At 72.9% G+C, this 18255-nt stretch carries 14 protein-coding genes, 2 tRNA genes and 1 riboswitch; of the genes, 10 read left to right on the top strand and 6 right to left on the bottom strand.

Translation table 11 applies throughout. The annotated features are described in order from the left end of the window. The first annotated feature begins 43 nt into the window (after window positions 1-43). Together ACFW01_RS34090 and ACFW01_RS34085 are read left to right on the top strand one after the other, a co-directional pair. Entirely contained in the window at window positions 44-1579 is a 1536-nt protein-coding gene (locus ACFW01_RS34090; protein ID WP_384510114.1) for an amino acid permease, read from the top strand. A gap of 116 nt (window positions 1580-1695) precedes the next feature. After that, window positions 1696-1768, top strand: a tRNA-Lys gene (locus ACFW01_RS34085). Window positions 1769-1859: 91 nt separating this feature from the next. Here the strand turns inward: ACFW01_RS34085 and ACFW01_RS34080 are convergent. The 3 genes from ACFW01_RS34080 to ACFW01_RS34070 form a co-directional block, all read right to left on the bottom strand. Then, on the bottom strand, window positions 1860-4325 hold the full coding sequence (locus tag ACFW01_RS34080) for a WD40 repeat domain-containing protein (RefSeq protein WP_384510111.1): 2466 nt from the start codon (window positions 4323-4325) through the stop codon (window positions 1860-1862). Next, window positions 4322-6739 carry a hypothetical protein gene (locus ACFW01_RS34075; RefSeq protein ID WP_384510108.1) on the bottom strand — a complete coding sequence of 806 codons (2418 nt, stop codon included), beginning with the start codon at window positions 6737-6739 and terminating at the stop codon, window positions 4322-4324. Before ACFW01_RS34075 ends, ACFW01_RS34080 begins: the two co-directional genes overlap by 4 nt. Before the next feature lie 101 nt (window positions 6740-6840). Beyond that, a complete protein-coding gene (locus ACFW01_RS34070) occupies window positions 6841-7434 on the bottom strand; it encodes a hypothetical protein (RefSeq protein ID WP_384510105.1) in 594 nt (197 codons plus the stop codon). A gap of 263 nt (window positions 7435-7697) precedes the next feature. On the opposite strand from ACFW01_RS34070, the gene ACFW01_RS34065 reads away from it, so the two are divergent. The 8 genes from ACFW01_RS34065 to ACFW01_RS34030 all read left to right on the top strand — a co-directional run bounded on the left by ACFW01_RS34065 (window position 7698) and on the right by ACFW01_RS34030 (window position 14592). Further along, window positions 7698-8048: a hypothetical protein gene (locus ACFW01_RS34065; RefSeq protein WP_234956216.1), complete on the top strand. Its 351-nt coding sequence runs from the start codon at window positions 7698-7700 to the stop codon at window positions 8046-8048. 13 nt (window positions 8049-8061) lie between these two features. Next, window positions 8062-8445: a hypothetical protein gene (locus tag ACFW01_RS34060; RefSeq protein WP_384510102.1), complete on the top strand. Its 384-nt coding sequence runs from the start codon at window positions 8062-8064 to the stop codon at window positions 8443-8445. A gap of 158 nt (window positions 8446-8603) precedes the next feature. Then, window positions 8604-9191, top strand: coding sequence for a hypothetical protein (locus ACFW01_RS34055; RefSeq protein ID WP_234956212.1), 588 nt, complete (start codon window positions 8604-8606; stop codon window positions 9189-9191). 231 nt (window positions 9192-9422) lie between these two features. Next, on the top strand, window positions 9423-10556 hold the full coding sequence (locus ACFW01_RS34050) for a dihydrofolate reductase family protein (RefSeq protein ID WP_384510099.1): 1134 nt from the start codon (window positions 9423-9425) through the stop codon (window positions 10554-10556). A gap of 56 nt (window positions 10557-10612) precedes the next feature. After that, window positions 10613-10686: transfer RNA gene (locus ACFW01_RS34045), tRNA-Met, on the top strand. A 176-nt stretch (window positions 10687-10862) separates the two neighbouring features. Continuing rightward, a complete protein-coding gene (locus tag ACFW01_RS34040; RefSeq protein WP_384510096.1) occupies window positions 10863-12083 on the top strand; it encodes a PP2C family protein-serine/threonine phosphatase in 1221 nt (406 codons plus the stop codon). 224 nt (window positions 12084-12307) lie between these two features. Beyond that, a riboswitch (cyclic di-AMP (ydaO/yuaA leader) is annotated at window positions 12308-12463 on the top strand. Window positions 12464-12474: 11 nt separating this feature from the next. Beyond that, window positions 12475-13512, top strand: coding sequence for a M23 family metallopeptidase (locus ACFW01_RS34035; protein WP_384510093.1), 1038 nt, complete (start codon window positions 12475-12477; stop codon window positions 13510-13512). Between the two features lie 135 nt (window positions 13513-13647). Further along, entirely contained in the window at window positions 13648-14592 is a 945-nt protein-coding gene (locus ACFW01_RS34030; RefSeq protein WP_384510091.1) for an aldo/keto reductase, read from the top strand. 22 nt (window positions 14593-14614) lie between these two features. On the opposite strand, the gene ACFW01_RS34025 is transcribed toward ACFW01_RS34030, so the two are convergent. From ACFW01_RS34025 to lhgO, 3 genes are read right to left on the bottom strand one after another with little or no spacing between them, the layout of a single operon-like run. After that, window positions 14615-16066: a PrsW family glutamic-type intramembrane protease gene (locus tag ACFW01_RS34025; RefSeq protein ID WP_384510089.1), complete on the bottom strand. Its 1452-nt coding sequence runs from the start codon at window positions 16064-16066 to the stop codon at window positions 14615-14617. 10 nt (window positions 16067-16076) lie between these two features. Continuing rightward, window positions 16077-16934, bottom strand: coding sequence for a tRNA (guanosine(46)-N7)-methyltransferase TrmB (gene trmB, locus ACFW01_RS34020; protein WP_384510087.1), 858 nt, complete (start codon window positions 16932-16934; stop codon window positions 16077-16079). Between the two features lie 35 nt (window positions 16935-16969). After that, the gene (lhgO, locus tag ACFW01_RS34015; protein ID WP_384510085.1) at window positions 16970-18175 is read right to left on the bottom strand and encodes an L-2-hydroxyglutarate oxidase; all 1206 of its coding nucleotides are present in this window, start codon (window positions 18173-18175) and stop codon (window positions 16970-16972) included. Window positions 18176-18255 lie beyond the last annotated feature (80 nt).

The following is an 18255-nucleotide window of genomic DNA, read 5'->3' as shown; positions in this document are numbered from 1 at the left end:
GGGTGACGCATGTCACGCCCGCCCCGAGGGAATTGCTGGGGGCATGACAGATGACGCCAAAGTGAGTGGGCTGTCGGACGAGGAACGGCTGGCCCAGCTCGGCTACACCCAGGTTCTGGCCCGTCGCATGTCGGCGTTCTCCAACTACGCGGTCTCCTTCACCATCATCTCGGTCCTCTCCGGCTGCCTGACCCTGTACCTCTTCGGCATGAACACGGGCGGCCCCGCCGTCATCACGTGGGGCTGGGTCGCCGTCGGCCTGATGACCCTCTTCGTCGGCCTGGCGATGGCCGAGATCTGCTCGGCGTACCCGACCTCGGCGGGCCTGTACTTCTGGGCGCACCGCCTGGCGCCGCCCCGTACGGCGGCGGCCTGGGCGTGGTTCACGGGCTGGTTCAACGTGCTGGGCCAGGTCGCGGTGACCGCCGGCATCGATTTCGGAGCCGCGTCCTTCCTGGGCGCGTACCTGAACCTGCAGTTCGACTTCGAGGTCACACCGGCCCGCACGATCCTCCTCTTCGCGGCCATCCTCGTCCTCCACGGCCTGCTGAACACCTTCGGCGTCCGCATCGTCGGCCTGCTGAACAGCGTCAGCGTCTGGTGGCACGTCCTCGGCGTCGCGGTCATCGTCGGCGCGCTGACCTTCGCCCCCGACCGGCACCAGTCGGCGTCGTTCGTCTTCGGCGAGTTCGTCAACAACACCGGCTGGGGCAGCGGCGTCTACGTCGTCCTGATCGGCCTGCTGATGGCCCAGTACACCTTCACCGGCTACGACGCCTCCGCCCACATGACGGAGGAGACGCACGACGCGTCCACGGCCGGACCGAAGGGCATCGTCCGCTCCATCTGGACGTCGTGGATCGCCGGTTTCGTCCTCCTCCTCGGCTTCACCTTCGCCATCCAGTCCTACGAGGGCGCCCTCAACTCCCCGACCGGCGCGCCGCCCGCCCAGATCCTCCTGGACGCGCTCGGCGCCACCGCGGGCAAGCTGCTGCTGCTGGTCGTCATCGGGGCGCAGCTGTTCTGCGGGATGGCGTCGGTGACGGCGAACAGCCGCATGATCTACGCCTTCTCCCGCGACGGCGCGCTGCCCTTCTCCCACGTCTGGCACACCGTGAACCCGCGCACCCGCACGCCGGTCGCGGCGGTCTGGCTGGCGGCCCTGGCCGCGCTGGCCCTCGGCCTGCCGTACCTGATCAACGTCACGGCGTACGCGGCGGTGACGTCGATCGCCGTCATCGGCCTCTACATCGCGTACGTCATCCCGACCCTGCTGCGGGTCCGCAAGGGCGACGCCTTCGAGCGCGGGCCGTGGCACCTGGGCCGCTGGTCCCGGGTGATCGGCGTGGTCGCGGTGGGGTGGGTCGGCGTCATCACGGTCCTGTTCATGCTGCCCCAGGTCTCCCCGGTCACCTGGGAGACCTTCAACTACGCGCCGATCGCCGTCCTGGTCGTCCTCGGCTTCGCGGCGACCTGGTGGCTGGCCTCGGCCCGCCACTGGTTCCTCAACCCCGACCACGCCCGCACCCGAGCCCGCGCGGCCGCCCGCGCGAACGCCCCCGAGCCGGTGGACCCGTAGCCCGGCGCTCCCACCGCCCTCCGACGCGGCCGGGACCCCGATACCCGATCGGCGTCCCGGCCGCGGCGGGCTATGCTCGGTGTGGCAACATCACGCAGCACCGCGTGGTACCCCCTGGGCCCTTAGCTCAATTGGCAGAGCAGTGGACTTTTAATCCATTGGTTGTGGGTTCGAGTCCCACAGGGCCTACCGCCCGGACCCCGGCTCGGCGCAGCAACGAGCCGGGGTCCCGTTCGTCTAGTTCGTCCCGCTCGTCAGGCCGGCGGAACGTCTCGGCGGCCTACTGCAGTACGGCCTCCGACACTCTGTCGACCACCGAGAGCACCGACCCTCGTTCCACGCGCAGCCGCCGGAACTCCGGCGCGTCGGAGAGCAGCACCACATGGCGGGCCGGGGGCTGGGCCCGGACGAGATCGGAGAGCATCCGCAGCTGACCGGGCCGGTCCACCGGCACGTCGCGGACCGCCCAGCCCGACCTCTTCGCCACGCCCCGCAGCGCGGACAGCTTGTCCAGGTCGGGGCAGGTGAAGAGGCGCACGCAGGGCTCACCCGCGCTCAGCCACAGACTCAGGGCGTCGAAGTCGACCACGCGGCTGCGGTGCATCTTGAGCATCTCGCGAAGCCCCCACTGGTCCACGATCAGCAGGGTGCGGTCCGATTCGAGAACGTCCGGAGCCGTGCTGGGGCGGGGCGGTGGTACGACGTCGACGAGGGTGAGCCCGGCCCGCCGGTCGCTGATCAGCAGTCCGCCGTCGACGGCCGCCGCCCGCCACGGCTGCTCCCCGGGAAACAGGACGGCGGGGACGCTGTCCGGCGAGTCGGGCCACGCCCAGGCGCAGACGTCGCCGCTGTCCGTGAAGCACGCGAGCCACGTCCCGTCGCGTGCCACCGTCACGCCGCGCACGCCACGGCCCTCCGGCCGGACCGGGAGCAACTCCGTGAACAGGACGCCGCTCTCGGCGTCCCAGACCGCCAGCCTGCCTGACTTGTCCCCCGTCGCCACATGGCCGCCGTCCGCGGTGACGGCCAGGGCCATGACCTTGCTGTCGTGGACCCCGATGAAGCGGGCGCCCCCGTCGCGTGCCAGGTTCCAGCGCATCACGCTCACCGTGTCGTTGGCGGTCACCGCCCAGTTGCCGCGTGGCGAGACGGCCACCGCGCCGATGCGTCCCCCCATGTGGTACCCGACCGTCCGCACATCGGCGGAGACGGCGCCCGGCTGACCGTAGAACTCCCAGTGCTCCACGGCCTCGTCGTCGCGGGTGACCACTGCGGCCCGGGCTCCCGGCACCGGGGCCATCGCCGTCACGTCGCGCTTGCCCCGCACCACGCCGTCCTTCAGCACGGTGCGCCGCGGTGGGTCGGCCAGCTGCCAGTGCACGATCTGTTCGCCGGAGACGACGAGGGCCTCCTCGCCACCGTCCAGGAGGACGGCGTGGCGAAGATTGGCCGGGTCGAGGGCGTCGAGTCGGACGGCCCCCTCCTCGGTCAGTGAGCCGCGGTAGAGACCCCCGGTGCCGCCGAGCAGCACCGTGGAGCAGTCCGGGGTGGCCGCCAACTGCCAGATTCCGCCCGGAGCGGTCCCGGGTTCCGGGACCGTCAGGGGGCGGCTGCCGTCGCTGACGGACACGCCCCCGTCCCGTGAGGCGCAGTACAGCGAGGCGGCGGCGGGATGGACCAGAGCGCTGACCGCCCTGGGGCGGACTTCGGCCAACTCGGGTGCGCTGCCCGGCTCGTGGGTGTTCCAGCCCAGGACGAGGCCCGACGCGTCGCCGGCGAAGACGCGGGCGCCGTCCGGGCTGAGGGCGAGGCTCCACAGCTTGCCGGGGACCGAGCCGACCTGTTCGCGGACCGGGAGGTCGACGCCGAGGCGCCACCGGTCGACCGTCCCCGAGAAGCCGGTGAGGTAGAGGTAGGTGCCGTCCCGGGCCACGGCCATGCTGGTGAAGTGCGTGACCCGGCCGTACGAGGCGAGCAGCCGGCCGCCACCCGTGCTGGGCGACCACTCGCGTATCTCGCCCCGGTCGTCGCCGGTCCACACGGTGTCGCCGAGGGCCGCGACGCAGGTGATGGTGGACTGCTCGAGAGCGGCCAGCACGGACGAGCCGCCGCCGGGCCACGGGTCCCACACGATCACCCGGCCGTCACCGGCCACCGTCAGAACCCGGCCGTCGCCGGTCCACACCACGCCGTTGACCTGCTCGGTGTGGCGAGCCTCACCGGACAGGTCGTGTGTCACCCAGACCGGGTGCGGTCCGTCGTGACGCACGCTCACCCTGACCGTACCGGCCGCGTCGCCCGAGGCGAGCATGGAGCCGTCCGGGGACGGGGAGAGGGCCAGGACCCGGTCCGGCATACGGTCCACGGCCAGTGGTTCCTCCAGCGGCGCATCAGTCCTGAGCGCGACCACCTTGCCGTCCCCGTAGGCGGTGTACAGGAGCGGCTCGGCGTCGTCCGGGGCCATCGCCCAGATCTCCTCACGGAGCATCCAGACGGCGGGGCGCGTGGAGACGGCCGCCCACCGGGTCAGCAGTTGCGGCGGCCGGGACTCGGAGTCGTCCGCGTCGCGCGTCGTCCGCAGCCGCTCCCCGGCGGGCGCCGCGAAGTCGGCCAGGGAGGGGTCGGCATGGGCGGCGTATAGCAGCTGCTGGGCGAGGGAGGCCGCCGAACCCGGGTGCAGAGCGGACGTGAACGCTCCCGACTGGGTCTCCAGCGCTTCGACCAGCCGGCCGAGGGGCACACTCACGGGGTTTCCTCCTTGCCGTGGACAGGCTCTTCTCGGGGCGCGTCGGCAGGCTCTGCCCGGGGCGCGTCGGCAGGCGTGCCGCCCGCCGGGACGAGTGCGGCCGGGGCCCTCGTCGCCGGCTGCTCGTCGAAGGTCGCCACCAGGACGAACCCGCCTTCGACCGGCTCCACGTGGAGGGCCGTCTGCCGGGTCGGGCCGGGGCCCGGGCTTCGCGTCGGATCCCACACGAGCAGGCCCAGGCGCCCCTTCCGCAGCGCGCTCGTGGCCTTCGGGTACGCGTCGCGCAGCCACCTCAGCTGGGCCTCGGCCTCCGCCCGGGAGGCGTAGATCCACGGGCGGCTCGAGGACGGGTTGCCGACCGCCCCCCGCAGGGAGCGCGTGGCGCCCCAGTTGGGGTGCGGCTTGTTCCGACGGTGGTTCCTCTGCGGATGCTGCCTGGCGGGTTCCGGGCGTTTGGCGGCTTGAACCACAGTCCTCGTGCCCCGGGTTCTCGGCGTGAGCGCCATGTAGTGGCCCTGGTAGCCCAGTCGGCGTTCGTCCGTGCTGACCCGGTAGTTCCGCACCCACAGCACCAGGGAGTCCGGCGGCTCTTCGGCGGCCCGCACGTCCGACACCTCGAAGGTCTCCCGCAGCGCCCGCAGATGGGCGAGTGCGGCGTCCCGGTCGGGGAAGTTGGCGCCCCAGCGCACTCGCTTGATCAGCGGATGGCCGATCCACGCGTACCGGTCGTCGGGGTGCCCGGGCCGACGGCCGCCGACGCCTCCGCGCGGTGCCCCTCGGTCGGCGTCGGCGGCGTCGGCGGCAGGTCGCCGCAGCCGTGCGGGTGCCCGTAGCGGTCCGGTCGGCAGGGGCAGGACAGCGGCATCCCCCTGCCCCGCGCCGGACGGCCACAGGTCCAGCGACGAGGCCGGTGCCGCCAGCCGTACGAGTCCCTTGCGCATCGCGGAGAAGCCGAGCGGGACCGGATCGGACGGGTCGTGCCAGACGAGGCAGCACTCCATCCACTCCCAGGACTCGATCAGCAGCCGGCACCGGTCCAGCCACTCCGTCACGTCCGGGTCGGAGGGGTCGTCGGCGATGAGCTCCTCGAGCAGATCGGCCAGGACCAGCGGCGTGTCCTGGACGACGGAGCGGTGCGCCTCCCCGTTCCAGGGCGTGCCGGCGGGGAACAGCGGGGTCAACGCCCGGAGGTAGCGGGCGCGTTCCGACGTGACGCTGATCGACTCGCGAGAGGCGTCGCCGCTCAGGACGGCCTCGCGGACGGTGGGGTGGAAGAGCCGGTACACGGCGGCGCCGTCGGTCCGCTGCACCGCCAGGTAGCGCCGGACCGGCCCGGCCAGGACGGAGGCCTGGGCCTTGGCCCATCGTCGGGAGCCGTCCGGCGGGGGCTCGTTGCGCCACAGCTTGGAGACCTGGTTGTAGGCCATGGGTGAGCGGGTGACCGCGAGGACGGAGAGGATCCGTTCGGTGTCGACGCGCAGGGCGGTGGACTGGCTGATCCACCTGCCCGGCTCCCACATGCGCTTCAGCGCGTCCCGGAAGTACGTGGCAGCACTGGGCAGGGCCGTGTGGGCCCACAGGTCGTCGGGCACCTGGCCGTCGAGGATCTCGTCGACGTAGCCGGCGGCGACGATGAACAGCCCGTCGGCCCGCACGGCGATGGCCCGGGCCAGTCGGTCGACGTCGGCGGGGCTCAGGTCGTCGGAGGTGCCCAGCCGGGCCCGGGCGTAGGACCGGATCTCGTCGTCCGCCTTGGCCTCGATGTCGAGGACGTCGCCCGGGAACGCTTCGCTGACGCTCTCGTGCAGCGTCTGCGCGGACAGGATCAGGCGGACGCCCGCCGCGCGCAGCGTCTGCGCGTGACTGAGAAGCTCCCGCACCACGCGATGGTGGAACTCCGGCGCCTCCCACTCCAGTTCGTCGACGGCGTCGAGGACGAGGACCAGCACGGGGAGCGTGAGGTCGGGGTGGCGGCCGAGCACGGCGGCCCGTTCTTTCAGCACCGTGACCAGCCAGCCGACGGTGTATCCGCTGCCGTGGACGTCGACCTGCCCCATGGTGGCGACGTCGAGGCTCCCGTGCAGGTTCTCGACCCGCACGTCGACGTCGAGGCGCACACCCGCGGCGATGCCCAGCTGCTCGGGCAGCCCTTGGGCGGCGAACCCCGCGGTGGCCTTGACGACCTCGTCCTCGGACGCCGTGGACACCAGTCCGGCGCCGTGGTCCCGCAGGCTCCCGTAGGCGAGGGTCAGCCGCGGATCGTCCTCGACGGTGCGCACGACCTGCCGCAGCGCGGTGGTCTTCCCACTGCCGGGGCGGCCGCGCAGCAGCAGGACACCGGCGGCGGCCGGTTCCGTCAGCCATTCGATGACCGGGTCCACCAAGTCGTCTCGTGCGTGTCCGGCAGCATCCATCCGACAGCACCCCCCGTGCTGTTCCACGTGTTCGGAGAAAGAAGGCGGGCCGATCCGGCGAGGGCCGGGGAAGGGGCGGCGGGCCGCTTCCCCGGCCGGAGTCAGGCGGGGCCGCCTCCCGCGGGGCCACCGATACGGTCGATGCGCGCGACGGTCAGCTTCCCGTCCGGCTTCACGTCCTTGGCCCGGGCGACCACATCGACGTCGCCGCTCTCGACGGTGCCGATCCGGGCGATGTCGGCCTCGCCGTAGACGTCCTCCAGCGTCACGTCCACCGAGACCCGGGCGCCGGTGGCGGGCCGGTCCCGCTCTCCTCGGAAGGTGAGGGACTGTCCGTAGACGGACTCCATGAGGGTCCGCAGCCGGGCCATCGCCAGCAGCAGCTGCTCGTCCTCGGGGCCGACGGAGCGGAACCCCTCCGCGTAGGCGTTCAGCGCGCCCCGCTCGGAGGCGATGGCGTCGGCGAGCCCGTCCAGCCGCGCCATGTCCACCCGCGTGGGGTCGAACGGGCCGTCGAGTGGGCCGGTGAGCCGGCGGGGCCCGGCCGTGTCCGCGTCCTCCGGCGCCACAGTGCCGTTCCCGGCCCTCCGGTCCCTCCACCGGTTCAGCAACTCCCCCGCCTGACCGTAGAGGAACGAGACTCCCTCGGTGAGCAGCGCACCGCCCAGCAGGGACAGCGTGACAGTTTCGATCATGAATTCCCCCTCGGAATCCGGTGGCCGATCCGGTGGCCGAGCTGCCACCGGAGGCTGTGTTCCGTGCGGGGACTATGCCACCCGTGTACGCCATCGAAACGATTGTGTGTGTTTCTGCCTTCAGTTCCTTCTTCTGATCATCGGCGCCCTCGCGCCCGATTGGGCCGGGGAAGGGCGCCGCACAGCGCCGGACGCCGGGAGGTAAGGTTGCGCGGCATGACCTCAACGTCGTTTGCCACAGGCCCGGTTGGCCGGGACTGCCGGTGAACGCGCCTCGCCGGGTCACCCCGCGCCGGCTCGGTGCCGCTGCCGTCGTCTACGGCGTGTTCGTCGCCGGCTGGTACCTGGGGCAGCCCGTCACCCCCGATTGCCCCGTCGACCGGGCCGGCCTCGGCGGGGCCGCCGGGGAGTACGGGACGGAACCGTCTCCCGCTCCGCCGCCCGCACCCACGGAGACGTCCGCTCCCACGCAGTACCCCGATCCGGACTTCAGCGTCGTGGGGGTCGCCCGGGCCACCTTGTCCGTGACGATCGACTCCTACGCCGTCGCCTGCACCGACGACACGAGTGAACGCCCACGCCTGCGAGCGTGGCTCGACGGCCACTGGCGGTAGGGAGACGCTCCGGATGCCCGGCTGGACATCTCCGCGCCGACTCGGCGCCGTCACCACGCTGTACGCCGTGTTCCTGGCCGGATGGTGGCTGGGTCAGCCCGTGCGCTCCGACGGCTGCCTCGAAGACCGGCCCTCCGCCGGGGCGGACGCCCGTCTCGCACAGGTGGAACCCGCCGACCCCGGCCGGTACCTCGGAAACCTCGACCTCGACTTCGGCATCCTCGACTGGGCCGACGACATGGACGGCTACCGCGACGGCGAGTACGGCCCCAGCGACTACGGGTACGACCTGCGGGGAGGCCCCGAAACATACGCCGCGTCCGGCACCGGCCACGCCCCGTGCTCCTACAAGAAGCGCGCCCGCCTGCTCGCATGGGTCAACGGCGACTGGGGCTGACCGCACGTCGCCACGGCCCTCGCCGTTCGCGGCGATCTTCGTCTCCGGCATCGGCATCGTCTTCTCCGCTCTCGGCACGGGCGCCCCCGGGGACGCGACCGCCGACTCTTCGTGGAACCCTTCGACGCGATGACGACCACCTTCCGATGGAGCCGCGCGTGAGCTGGCCGCATGTGGACTACGACACCGACCTGTGGATGAAGCTCCCGGACGCGTGGGAGACGACCCCCTGGAAAGGACCCAAGCAGTGGGCCCGTCACATGTCCGAGGCGTGGTGGGGGGACAGCGACCTCGAACCGACCCGCAAGGACCTCAAGGGCCTGGCCGCCACCCTGCAAGCCTGCGCCGAGCAGCTCCCGGGCAGCCACCCCGGCTTCGACGTGTACCTCCACCTGCCGGACCCGCGCCTGATGCCCCTGCCCGTGTTCGTGGCCGCCGTCGAGGCGGACGGCGACCGCGGGGAGACCCTGCGGGCACTGGTCGCCACGGAGGACACACACCTGGTGGAGAAGCCGGTGGTCGAGGACTTCACCACCGAGCGGCTCGGCACCGGCCTGCGTTCCCTGCGCCACACGCGGACGACGGAGGAGGATCGCACGATCGTCGCGGGTGTGCGCTATGCCTGGCGGGTCGAGGAGGCTGACTGCGACGTGGTGGTCGTCGTCGCGGCCCCGGACCCCCGCCGGGTCCTCAGCGCCCTCGACGACATCGACGCCTTCGCCGGTCGGATCGACGTTCCGCTGTAGTACCCGGCGCCGGCCTCTCGCCGGGCCGGCGGCCACGAGCCCCGGGGCGGCGTGAGCCCCGTCCGTCGTCGGACCGACCGCGCCGGTCCGAGAACGGTTGCTCCCGCGTCACGGCGACGCCATCCCCGGGAGCCGGGGCCCGCCGGAGCCGGTGCGGTTCGACCGTCCCACCGGCCCGAAGTACCTTCATGGTCGGCCAGCCGGTCCACACGCCCCACTGGAGCGCCCGAGATGCCCCTGCCCCACGTCCTCCTCTCCGCCGCCGTCTCCCTCGACGGCTACCTGGACGACACCGGGCCCGAGCGCCTGCTGCTGTCGTCCCCCGCCGACTTCGACCGGGTCGACGAGGTGCGGGCGTCGGTCGACGCGATCCTGGTCGGGGCCGGGACGATCCGGGCCGACAATCCGCGGCTGCTGGTGAACTCCGCCGAGCGGCGGGCCGCCCGGACCAGGGCCGGGAAGGCCGAGTACCCGCTCAAGGTCACCGTCAGCGGCAGCGGTGAGCTGGACCCGGCGGCGCGGTTCTGGCACACCGGTGGGGAGAAGGTGCTGGTGACCACGGACGAGGGGGCAGGGCGGGCCCGGGCGCTGGGGATCGCCGGCGATGTCGTCGTCCCGCTCGGCGACTCGCTCCACTGGCGGGCGGTGCTCGAGTACCTGGGCGACCGGCGCGGGGTGCGGCGGCTCATGGTGGAGGGGGGCGGGACCGTCCACACCCAACTGCTCCAGCAGGAACTCGCCGACGAGCTGCACCTCGTCCTCGCGCCCCTGCTCGTCGGCGACCCGGCCGCGCCCCGGCTCTTCGGGCCCGGCGCCTACCAGGGCGGGCGGCTGCGGCTGGTGGAGTCGCGGCGGATCGAGGACGTCGTGCTGATGCGGTACCTGCCGACCGCACCCGGTACCGGCGACCGCGTGAGCGCCGCCGACCGGCACTGGCTGGCGCTCGCCTGCGAGCTGGCGGAGCTGTGCCCGCCGTCCCGGACGGCGTTCAGCGTGGGGGCGGTCGTGGTCGCCGCCGACGGGAGCGAGCTGGCTCGGGGGTACTCGCGGGAGGGCGGCGACGCCGTCGTGCACGCCGAGGAGGCCGCGCTCGCCAAGGCCGACCGCTCCGATCCGCGGCTCGCGGGGGCGACCGTGTACAGCAGCCTGGAGCCCTGTGCGCACCGCGCCTCGCGGCCCGCGCCCTGTGCCCGGCTGATCCTCGACGCCGGGGTGCGTCGGGTGGTCACGGCCTGGCGGGAGCCGGACACCTTCGTGCCCGGGGCGGACGGCGGTGAGGTGCTCGCCGCCGGGGGCGCCGCCGTCGTCGTACTGCCGGAGTACGAAGGGCGGGCGAAGGCGCCCAACCGCCACCTGGCGGGATAGAGGGATACCGATGTGCATTCGGCCCCCGGGATGACGTACAGTGGTGAACACAACGACGCGGGGTGGAGCAGCTCGGTAGCTCGCTGGGCTCATAACCCAGAGGTCGCAGGTTCAAATCCTGTCCCCGCTACTGAAGGCCGAGGGCCGGAATCCGAAAGGGTTCCGGCCCTCGGTGCGCTCCCCGCTGCGTTCACCCGCCCGGCCCTCACCGCTCGCCGCCCACCCCCGTCGCGGGAAACCTGGAGTACGGCACGGCAAGCGGCGCGGACAGGGGGCGGCGGGAGACCAGTGGTGCGGGCAGGTGATGTGGAGGACGAGGGAGCGTACGCCAGGGCCGGCGGCCGGCTCCCCGGCGATCCCGTGCCCGACCCGGGCCTCGGCGACGAGCCGGCGCCCGTGCCGCCCGTCGGGCAGCCGCGGCCGTGGCGCACGTCCTACGGCCGGGCCCTCGCGCGCTCGCTCCCCGTACTGCTGATCGTCGTCGCCGTCCTGTACGACATCTTCACGCCGCGCTACTTCACCGCCGGTCCCCTCTACACCGCCGCGCCGCTGGTCGCCGCCCCGATCTACTCCCGGCGGGGCACCGCGCTCACCGGGGTCGCCGTGGTCGCCTCGGTGGTCGGGCTGCAGATCGGCAAGGGCGTCATCCACTACGTCGACTCCCTCACCGAGCTGATCACCATCGCGACGGTCGCCGCGCTCGCCGTCTTCGTCAACGCCTTCGTCCGCCGTACCGACGAGCGCCTCGCCATCGCCCGGGAGATCGCCGAGGCCGCCCAGCGCGCCGTCCTGCCCGAGCCGGCCGAGCGGATCGCCGGCTTCGAGATCGCCGCCTGCTACGAGGCCGCGCAGGCCGGGGCCTTCATCGGCGGTGACCTGTACGCGGTGCAGGACAGCGCGCGCGGCGTCCGGCTCATCGTGGGGGACGTGCGGGGCAAGGGCATGGGAGCGGTGGCCGCCGTCGCCGTGGTGATCGGCGCCTTCCGGGAGGCCGCCGAGCAGGAGGCGACGCTGGAGGCGGTGGCGCAGCGCCTGGAGCGGGCGCTGGCCCGCGAGGGCACCCGGCGCGACGGGCTGGACGCCTTCGAGGGTTTCACCACCGCCGTCCTCGCCGAACTCCCGCACGGCACCGGGACCGTACGCATCGTCAACCGCGGCCATCCGCCGCCCCTGCTGCTCCACGGCGACGGCACCGTGGGACCGCTGCCCGCCCGGGAGGCGGCGCTGCCGCTGGGCATGGGCGAGCTGGGTGTGTGGCCCGACCGCGCGGAGGAGACGGCCTTCCCCGGTGGGGCCACGCTGCTGCTGTACACCGACGGGCTGTCGGAAGCCCGGGACGAGCGGGGGGAGTTCTACGATCCGTACGCGCGGCTGGCCGGTCGCGTCTTCCGCCACCCGGCGAAGCTGCTCGACACCCTCGCCCGCGACGTGCGCCGCCACTCCGGGGGCGGGATGGCGGACGACATGGCGCTGCTCGCCGTACGGCGGCCACGGCGCGGCGACCATGATCATTGTCACGAGCCGTGACGGGGTGGCCTCCCTCCGCATAACAACTGACGCACCATCAGAAAAAGGTGCTGTGAAAGGGAATACCGAGCCGCGGTCAACTCGCCCGGTTTTCACCGACCGTGAGGGGTACGTCCCGCCCGTTCTCGTTAATGATCAAGAGGAACAGCTTGGAATCCGGGCCCCGGGTCTATTAACGTTCGATAACGCAGCGCGGTCGTCCCAGCCGTCACAGAAGGCGGCTCCGTGCGCACGCGCCGAATCCCGCAAGGGAACCGGGGAACCACCACATTGGGGTGAATCGGGCGTTTGACGCCGTGGCAACACGGCTGCATGCGCCCGTAGGAGACCTTCCTGCTCCGAACCCGTCAGCTAACCCGGTAGGCGAAAGGAAGGAAAGGAGTACGCCCACGTGGCGTCCAACCGGCCTGCCCCCGAGGCCCCGTTCGTGCCGAACCGGTACGACTCCGACACCTTCGGCTACGAGAACAACCGCGCCGAAGAGGGCCCTTGGGAGGAGTGGAATCCCACCGAGGACTCCATCCGCCCCGTACGCGGCCGGCACCGCGTCGCCAAGCAGCGTGGCGGACTCGCCCGCAGCTCCACCGTCCTCGGCGTCGGTGTCATAGCCGCCGTCGGCGCGGGCGGTATGGCCAGCGCGCAGACCGGCAAGCCGCCGGTGTCGATCTCCATGCCGGACCTGCCCAACGTCGGCTCGCTCATCTCCGACGAGGAGCCGCAGCCGGAGGGTTCCAGCACCCCGCTCAGCGGCATCGGCGTGACCACCGCCGCCGACACCGCGGAGGGCACCGACACGGCCGGCGCGGGCGAGTCCCTGCGGGCCCGGATCATGGCGCAGGCCGAGCAGCAGCAGGCCCAGGTCGAGACCAAGGCCGCAGCCGCGGCCGCCGCGGCCGCCGAGAAGAAGGCCGCGGAAGCCGCCGCCAAGGCGGAGAAGGAGGCCGAGGCCAAGGCCGCCGCCGCCAAGAAGAAGGCGGAGGAGGAGGCCGCGAAGAAGGCCGAGGCCGAGCGCCTCGCCAAGCTGGCCAAGCAGTTCACGCTGCCGACCTCCTCGTACACGATCTCCTCGACCTTCGGTCAGGCCGGCGCCTACTGGTCCTCCGGCCACCACACCGGCCTCGACTTCGCCGCACCCACGGGCACGCTGCTCAAGGCCGTGCACAGCGGCACCATCACGTCGGCGGGCTGGGACGGGTCGTACGGCTACAAGACCGTGCTCACCCTGGATGACGGCACCGAGATCTGGTACGCCCACCAGTCCTCGATCAGCGTCAGCGTCGGCCAGGAGGTCACCACCGGTGACGTCATCGGCCGCGTCGGCGCCACCGGCAACGTCACCGGCGCCCACCTCCACATGGAGGTCCACCCCGGCGGCGGCTCCGGCATCGACCCGATGGCCTGGCTGCAGAGCAAGGGCCTCACCCCCTGAGCCACCGGCCCCTCCGCTACCCCGCTGGTCCCCGGCGGTCCTGACGGCAACCCCCCGACGTCAGGGCTGCCGGTTTGCGGGGTTTTTGCGTCTGTGCCGGAATGACCTGATCCGGTGCGTTCGTTGACGCCCTACATGACTTCTCTGCGCAAGCTCGGCTCCTCCGACCTGGAGGTCTTCCCCCTCGCCCTCGGCGGCAACGTCTTCGGCTGGACCGCCGACCGGGACCGGTCCTTCGCCGTCCTGGACGCCTACACGGCGGCCGGCGGCAACTTCGTGGACACCGCCGACTCGTACTCCGCCTGGGTCGACGGCAACAGCGGCGGCGAGTCCGAGACCGTCCTCGGCCAGTGGTTCGCGGCCCGCGGCAACCGTGACGACGTCGTCCTCGCCACCAAGGTCAGCCAGCACCCCGAGTACCCGGGCCTGTCCGCCGCGAACATCAAGGCGGCGGCCGACGCCTCGCTGCGCCGCCTGGGCACCGATCACATCGACCTCTACTACACGCACTTCGACAAGCCCGAGGTGCCGGTCGAGGAGATCATCGGCGCGCTGGACGAGCTGGTGAAGGCGGGCAAGGTGCGGCACATCGCCGCCTCCAACATCTCCGCCGAGCGGCTCGCGGCCTCCCTGGAGTTCTCCGACCGCGAGGGCCTCGCCCGGTACGTCGCCCTCCAGCCGCACTACAACCTGGTCTCGCGCGACACCTACGAGGGCGGGCTGCGTGACCTCGCCGAGCGGTCGGGACTGGCCGCCGTGCCGTACTACGCCCTCGCGGCCGGCTTCCTCACCGGCAAGTACCGGCCCGGCGCGAGCGTCGACAGCCCGCGTGCGGGCGGTGCCGCCAAGCACCTGGAGACCGAGCGCGGCCGGCGGGTGCTCGCCGCCCTGGACGAGATCGCCGAGGCCCACGACGCCCCCGTCGCCACAGTCGCCCTCGCCTGGCTCGCGGCTCAGCCGACGGTGGCCGCGCCGATCGCGTCCGCGCGCACGGTGGAGCAGCTGCCCGCGCTGCTGGGCGTGGCGGAGCTGAGCCTGACGGACGACGAGGTCGCGCGGCTGACGCGGGCGTCGGCCTGAGCGGGACGCCGCCGGGGCCCGCCTAGGGGCGGTGGGGGTGGGGACCCGGCGGTGCGTACGGGTGGGCGTACGGGACGTACGGCACCTGGGCCGGGTGCGGCGTCTGGGATGGGTACGGCATCTGGGTCGCGTACGGAGCCTGGGCCGGGTGCGGTGTCTGGGTCGCGTACGGCGTCTGGGCCGGGTGCGGTGCCGGAGGGCCGCCGCCGTACGGGCCGTACGGCCACCCGTACGGGTGGGCCCAGGGCGGCGCGGGCCGGGGTACGGGCGGTGCCGTGGAGCGGGCCGCGTGGTCGAGGGCCGGGCGGGCCGCGCCGCGGCGGTGCCACAGGGCGTCCAGCATCTCCCGCTCCCGCACGGCGTAGTCGGCCCCCGCCCGGCCCCGGCGGCCGCGCTGCCGCAGGAACGCCAGCGAGGTCGCGTACGCCTCGTACTGGGCCACCGCGCGTGCCGCCTCCTTCCCGCCGTGGAGCCGGGCGTGCCGCCGGGCGACGCGGCGGGCCCGCATCGAGCCGAGCGCCTGCGGTTCCACGGGCGTCAGCCACCCGGCCAGGACATATGCGGGCAGCTCGGCCCGTACGGTGCCCAGTTCGCGCTGCCGGGTCCAGATCACCAGCCAGGTCAGCAGGCCGAAGGCCGGCACCATGAACGCCGCGTACACGGCGTAGAAGCCGTACGCGCCGAACGCGGCCGAGCCGTTCCACAGCGCGTGCACGCCCATCGCGAGCAGCAGGCCGGACAGCGGGAGCAGAGCGCGGCGCAGGCGGTGGCGGCCCGCGGAGAGCGCGGCGATGCCGAAGCCGATGCCGGTGAGCACCGTGAAGAGCGGGTGTGCGAACGGGGACATCACGACGCGGACGAAGAAGGTCGCCGCGGTGACGGAGGCGATGCCGCTGCCGCCGGTGAGCTGGTCGGTGCCGAACGCGGTGCCGAGGTACAGGATGTTCTCGGTGAAGGCGAAGCCGGTGGCGGTGACCCCGGCGATCACCACTCCGTCGACGATGCCGGTGAAGTCACGCCTGCGGAACAGGAAGACCAGGAGGACCGCGGCGGCCTTGGCGGACTCCTCGACGACCGGTGCTATCACCGTGGCGCCCAGGGTGTCCGCGCTCGCCGGGTCGGCGGTGGCGGTCGCTATCCATCTGGTCGCGAAGCTGTTGGCGACGATCGCTATCAGCGCCGCCGCGCAGGCGCCCCAGGAGAAGCAGAACAGCAGGTTGCGCCAGGGGCCGGGGTCGACCCGGTCCAGCCAGCGGAAGGCGGCCACGAGCAGCGGCACGGGCAGCACCGCGAGGCCGAGCCCGACCAGGAAACCCCGCGTGCCGGTCTGTTCGCGGACCAGGGCCAGGATCACCAGGCCGGAGAGCGCGAGCAGCGTGATCAGTGCGCCGTACCGCACCCAGGACCGCTGCCACCAGTGCGGATGCGTACGCGGGAACGTGGGCTGACGCGTCGGACACGGGGGACTGGCCACGGCATGGACCCTAACCGGTGGGGGACTGCTCCTCGTGGGGATCGCGGAGCTGTACGCGGCGGAAGAGCAGGTCGTTCACCACATGTCCCTTGTCCAGTCCCTGGCCCTCGAAACGGGTCAGCGGCCGGTGCGCGGGACGCGGCGCGAAACCGCCGTCCGGGGCGGTGTTCTCGAAGTCGGGGTGCGCGGTCAGCTCGTCGAGCATCTGCTCGGCGTACGGCTCCCAGTCGGTGGCGCAGTGCACGAAGGCGCCCGGCGCGAGCCGGGCCGCGGCCAGGGTCAGGAACTCCTCCTGGATCAGGCGGCGCTTGTGGTGCCGCTTCTTCGGCCACGGGTCGGGGAAGTAGACGCGCAGTCCGGCGAGCGAGCCGGGGGCGAGCATCTCGCGGAGCAGGATGATCGCGTCGCCGTTGGCCACCCGGATGTTGGACAGGCCGTTCCGCTCGGCGAGACCGAGGAGGTTGCCCTGGCCCGGGGTGTGCACGTCCACGGCGAGGATGTTGGTGCCGGGGTCGGCCTCGGCCATCTGCGCGGTGGCCTCGCCCATCCCGAAGCCGATCTCCAGGACGACCGGGTGCGCGTCGCCGAACAGCTCGCCGAGGTCGAGGTCGCGCTGCCCGTCGATGTCCAGTCCCCATAGGGGCCACAGCCTTTGCAGCGCGTCCGCCTGGCCGGCCGTCACGCGGCTGCGCCGGGGCTGGAAACTGCGGATCCGCCGCTCGAAGTGCGATCCGGCGGGATCGGCCTTCGGCCCGTCCGGGAAGCGCGGCTCCCCCTTGGCGCGGGTGTGCCTCAGGGAGGCGCCGGTGTGGGTGGCGGCCGGCTGGTGGGCGTCGGGGGCGCTGGGCGCGCTGGGGAAATCAGACACAGTGCCCCCAATTTTACGGCCCGCCCGTGCCGGGCTCACGAGCCTCCCAGCAGGGTCAGTGCCCTGCGGCCCACCTCCCGCCCGATCGGCAGGGCCGCGGTGGCCGCGGGCGACGGCGCGTTCAGGACGTGCACCGCGTGGGGGCCCTCCTTGATCAGGAAGTCGTCCACCAGCGTCCCGTCGGCCAGCACCGCCTGGGCCCGCACGCCGGCCGGCGCCGCGACCAGGTCGCTCTCCGTCACGGACGGCAGCAGTCTGCGCACGGCGGTGGTGAAGGCCGCCTTGGACAGGGACCGGCGCAGCTCCCCGGTGCCGTACCTCCAGTGCCGCCGCGCGATGTGCCAGGAGCCGGGCCAGGCCAGCGTCGCGGCCAGCTCGCGGGGGCGGACGACACCCCAGCCGTACCCCTCGCGGGCCAGCGCCGGCACCGCGTTCGGCCCGAGGTGCACGCCGCCGTCGATGCCGCGGGTGAGGTGGACCCCGAGGAACGGGAACGCCGGGTCGGGCACCGGGTACACCAGTCCCCGCACCAGCTCGGGACGGGCCAGCTCGTAGTACTCGCCCCGGAACGGCACGATGCGCATCCCCGGGTCGTCGCCGGTCAGGCGGGCGATCTCGTCGCAGTGCAGCCCGCCGCAGTTGACCAGGACGCGGGCGCGGAGCACCTCGCCGGAGCGGGTGCGGACGGCGACGCCGAGGCCGGGGCGGCGGTCGATGTGCCGCACCTCGGCGCCGTAGCGCAGCTGTGCGCCGGAGGCCTGGGCCAGCTGCCGGGCCACGGCGACGTAGTCGCAGATGCCGGTGGTGCCGACGTGTATGGCGGCGAGGCCCCTGACCTCGGGCTCGTACTCCTGGATCTGGGCGGCGCCCAGCTCGCGTACCGGAATGCCGTTCTCCCGGCCGCGCTGGACGAGGGCGTGCAGGCGGGGCAGCTCGGCGCGGTCGGTGGCGACGATCAGCTTGCCGGTGACGGCGTGGTCGATGCCGTACTCGGCGCAGAACTTGACCATCTCGGCGGCGCCCCGCACCGCGTAGCGCGCCTTCAGCGAGCCCGGGCGGTAGTAGACCCCGCTGTGGATGACGCCGCTGTTGCGGCCCGTCTGGTGCCGGGCGGGGCCCGGTTCCTTCTCCAGCACCGTGACCCGGGTGCCCGGGGCGGCGCGCGTGATGGCGTACGCCGTCGACAGGCCGACGATGCCGCCGCCGATCACCAGCACATCGCAGTCGAACACTCGTTCCATCTCCCGGTCCACCTCCCGGCTTCGATAGTGCACTGCGCCACTGACAATGCCTTCAAACCCGGAAGCGGCGGTGCATCGGC

Origin of the sequence: Streptomyces sp. NPDC058985, assembly GCF_042740985.1 — a bacterium.
Classification (GTDB): Bacteria; Actinomycetota; Actinomycetes; order Streptomycetales; family Streptomycetaceae; genus Streptomyces.
The sequence above is the reverse complement of the archived record's forward strand: the minus strand, read 5'-3'. Positions and strand labels throughout refer to the sequence as shown.

Excerpts from the sequence above, each read along its gene's own strand:
- ACFW01_RS34090 (WP_384510114.1), top strand. The coding sequence starts at position 44 with ATGACAGATGACGCCAAAGTGAGTGGGCTGTCGGACGAGGAACGGCTG.
- ACFW01_RS34075 (WP_384510108.1), bottom strand. The coding sequence starts at position 6,739 with ATGGATGCTGCCGGACACGCACGAGACGACTTGGTGGACCCGGTCATC.
- ACFW01_RS34070 (WP_384510105.1), bottom strand. The coding sequence starts at position 7,434 with ATGATCGAAACTGTCACGCTGTCCCTGCTGGGCGGTGCGCTGCTCACC.
- ACFW01_RS34060 (WP_384510102.1), top strand. The coding sequence starts at position 8,062 with ATGCCCGGCTGGACATCTCCGCGCCGACTCGGCGCCGTCACCACGCTG.
- ACFW01_RS34050 (WP_384510099.1), top strand. The coding sequence starts at position 9,423 with ATGCCCCTGCCCCACGTCCTCCTCTCCGCCGCCGTCTCCCTCGACGGC.
- ACFW01_RS34030 (WP_384510091.1), top strand. The coding sequence starts at position 13,648 with ATGACTTCTCTGCGCAAGCTCGGCTCCTCCGACCTGGAGGTCTTCCCC.
- lhgO (WP_384510085.1), bottom strand. The coding sequence starts at position 18,175 with ATGGAACGAGTGTTCGACTGCGATGTGCTGGTGATCGGCGGCGGCATC.